The sequence below is a fragment of the Aeromicrobium sp. PFPM2_SD2 genome (genome assembly GCF_057364525.1).
The window spans coordinates 1-2,787 of sequence record NZ_JBNFNZ010000333.1 but is presented as its reverse complement, the minus strand read 5'-3'; the positions used below and the strand labels follow the sequence as shown (position 1 = coordinate 2,787).

Genomic DNA, 2,787 nt, shown 5'->3' with positions numbered 1-2,787 from the left:
CGGCCTCGACGAGGTGGTCGACGGCGCGCGAGACGGTGGCGGCGGACATGCCGGTCTCGGCCGCCAGGCGGGTGCGGGTGCTCGGACGCGACCGCACGAGCTGGGTGAGCACGGCGCGGTCGGCGGGCGGACGCCGCGTCTCGACGGAGGAATTGGTTTCCACAGTGCCGGAAAAGTAGCAGATCGGCGGCGGTTCCTCGACGAGCTTCGGCGTCCTTCCGAACAATTCTCGACGAATCCCTTGACTTTGATTGCACGATGAAAGAAAAATCTGGGCAAGCCTTCCCCCGAGGCCGCCACCATCGAGAAGGATCCGCCCATGAACGCTCTCCGCCACCGCCGGCGCCGCGCCCTCGTCGGGACGCTCGCCGCCGCTGCCCTCGTGCTGTCCGCATGCGCCTCCGGCGACGACACCGAGACCTCGTCCGGTCCCGCCTCCGAGCCGAGCCTGGAGTTCGTCGGCCCCAACGGCGAGAAGCCCGAGAGCCTGGACGCCCTCACGCTCAGCGCGGACGAGACCGAGAAGGTCCGCTCGGGCAAGCACACCGCCGCCTTCGTCTGGCACACGTCCTCGGAGTTCGTCTCCGCGGTCGAGAAGGGCGCGACGGAGGAGTTCGAGAAGCTCGGCATCGACGTCGTCTCCAGCACGCAGGCCGACTTCGACGCGGCCACGCAGGCCAACAACGTCGAGAGCGTCATGGCGCTCGACCCCGACGTCGTCGTGACCATCGCGGTCGACGCCACGTCGGCCAAGAAGGCCTTCCAGCCGGTCGTCGACGCGGGCAAGACGCTCGTCATCATGACGACGCCGCCGGGCGACTACGAGGCGGGCAAGGACTTCGTCTCGATCGTCACCGAGTCGCTGACCGACGCGGGCCGGGCCAACGCCGAGATCCTCGGCGACGCGCTCGACGGCAAGGGCAAGGTCGGCTACCTGTTCCACGACGCCGACTTCTGGTTCACCAACCAGCGCGACAAGGCGTTCCTGGACTGGACCGCCTTCTCCTACCCCGACGTCGAGGTCGTGGCCAAGGAGGGCTTCGCCGACGAGTCGCGCACCGAGGAGATCGCCACCGCGATGCTGACGCGCAACCCCGACATCCAGGGCATCTACGTCTCCTGGGCGACCGCCGCCCAGGGCGTCGTCTCGGCCCTGCGCAACGCCGGGCGCAGCGACGTCAAGGTCGTCACCAACGACCTCGACGCCACCCTGGCCACCGACATGGCCGACGAGGGCAACGTCGTCGGCATGGTCGGCAACGGCTCGCTGGACATCGGCCGCGGCCTCGCGACGGCCGCTGCCTACGACCTGATCGGCAAGCAGGCGCCCGCCCTCGTGGCGTCGCCGCCGGTCAAGGTCACCCTCGACAACCTCGTGGAGGCCTGGAAGGCCGACTACGGCACCGAGCCGCCGGCCGCCGCCACGAAGTAGCCGGACCCCGCGGGCCGCCGCCGATCCCCGCGGTCGGCGCCCGCGGCCGGGAGCTCACGCGCTCCCTCCCGGACGCCGTGGGCGGGGGTGTCTTCCCCCGAGAACCCTCCGCCCACGGCCTCCCCACCCGCCCCTCGGGCGGACCGCCCTCCCCCGAGCGTCCCGCCCGAGGTCACCACCCTTCCCCGTCACGAGGAGCCCGTCGTGCCTCACGTCCAGACCGTGCTCGGTCCGGTGGACCCGCAGGCCCTCGGCCGCGTCATGCCGCACGAGCACGTCTTCTCCCTGCAGCCCGGCGACTGGGGCGCGGCCGCGGTCGACGCCGCCGTCGGCGCCCTCGCCCCCCTGCGCGAGCTCGGCTTCGGCACCGTGGTCGACCTGAGCCCGTACGGCGTCGTCGGCCGGGACGTCGACGGCGCGAACGTCGAGGCGCTGCGCGAGGTGTCGCGCCGCAGCGGCCTGCACGTCGTCGCCGGCACCGCCGTGTACCTGGAGAGCTTCGCCCCGGCCTGGGCCCGCGAGGCCACGGTCGACGAGCTGACCGACCGCTTCGTGGCCGACGCCACCACCGGCATCGGCGCCACCTCCGTCCGGGCCGGCGTGCTCGGCGAGCAGGCGACCGGCCTGGGCGAGATCACCGCCCACGAGGAGAAGGCGTTCCGCGCCGCCCTGCGGGCGCAGCGCCGCACCGGGCTGGCGCTGTTCACCCACACCACCCACGGCACCATGCCCACGACCAGGTCGACCTGGCCCTCGAGGAGGGCGCGGACCTCGACCGTCTGGTCGTCGGCCACCTGGACACCCAGCTCGAGGTCGATCTCGCTCTCTCGCTGGCCGAGCGCGGCGTGCTCGTCGCGGTCGACACCGTCGGCAAGCAGGAGTGGGACTTCTTCCTCGGGCCCGGGGGCGCGGAGCGTCCGGAGGGGGAGTTCGCGAAGCGCGCGTTCCACCGCTCCGACGAGCGGCGCGCCGACCTGGTCGCCGCCCTCGTGGCGGCCGGTCACGTCGAGCGGGTCGTCCTCGCCCAGGACCTGACCGGCGCCGAGTGCTGGATGAACCCGACGACGCACGGGGCGCACGGGTACCGCTACCTGGCCGAGCACTTCGTCCCGATGCTGCACGCCCGCGGCGTGGCCGAGGACGACGTCGAGACGATGCTGGCCCGCACGCCGGCCCGCCTGCTGACGGTGGAGGCGGCCGCGTGAGCGGGGTCTTCGTCGGGGTGGACCTCGGCGGCACGAAGATCCGCGCCGCGCTCGGGCGACGGACGCGGCTCCGTGGACGCGCAGGCCGAGCTGGCCACCCACGCGTCGGGCCAGGACCTCGTCGAGCAGCTCACGAGCGCGGGTGGGACG

The 2,787-nt window shown here is 72.9% G+C and carries 2 protein-coding genes and 1 pseudogene; 2 read left to right on the top strand and 1 reads right to left on the bottom strand.

Translation table 11 applies throughout. The features are described from left to right. Positions 1-337, bottom strand: a 337-nt coding sequence (locus tag AC2W7G_RS13110) for a MarR family transcriptional regulator (RefSeq protein ID WP_485868830.1), incomplete at its 3' end; no start/stop codon positions are given. On the opposite strand from AC2W7G_RS13110, the gene AC2W7G_RS13105 reads away from it, so the two are divergent. Beyond that, the gene (locus tag AC2W7G_RS13105) at positions 320-1,432 is read left to right on the top strand and encodes a substrate-binding domain-containing protein (RefSeq protein WP_485868829.1); all 1,113 of its coding nucleotides are present in this window, start codon (positions 320-322) and stop codon (positions 1,430-1,432) included. The genes AC2W7G_RS13110 and AC2W7G_RS13105 overlap by 18 nt on opposite strands. A gap of 261 nt (positions 1,433-1,693) precedes the next feature. Further along, a pseudogene (locus tag AC2W7G_RS13100) lies at positions 1,694-2,637 on the top strand (phosphotriesterase family protein). The last annotated feature ends 150 nt before the right edge of the window (positions 2,638-2,787 follow it).

Excerpts from the sequence above, each read along its gene's own strand:
- AC2W7G_RS13105 (WP_485868829.1), top strand. The coding sequence starts at position 320 with ATGAACGCTCTCCGCCACCGCCGGCGCCGCGCCCTCGTCGGGACGCTC.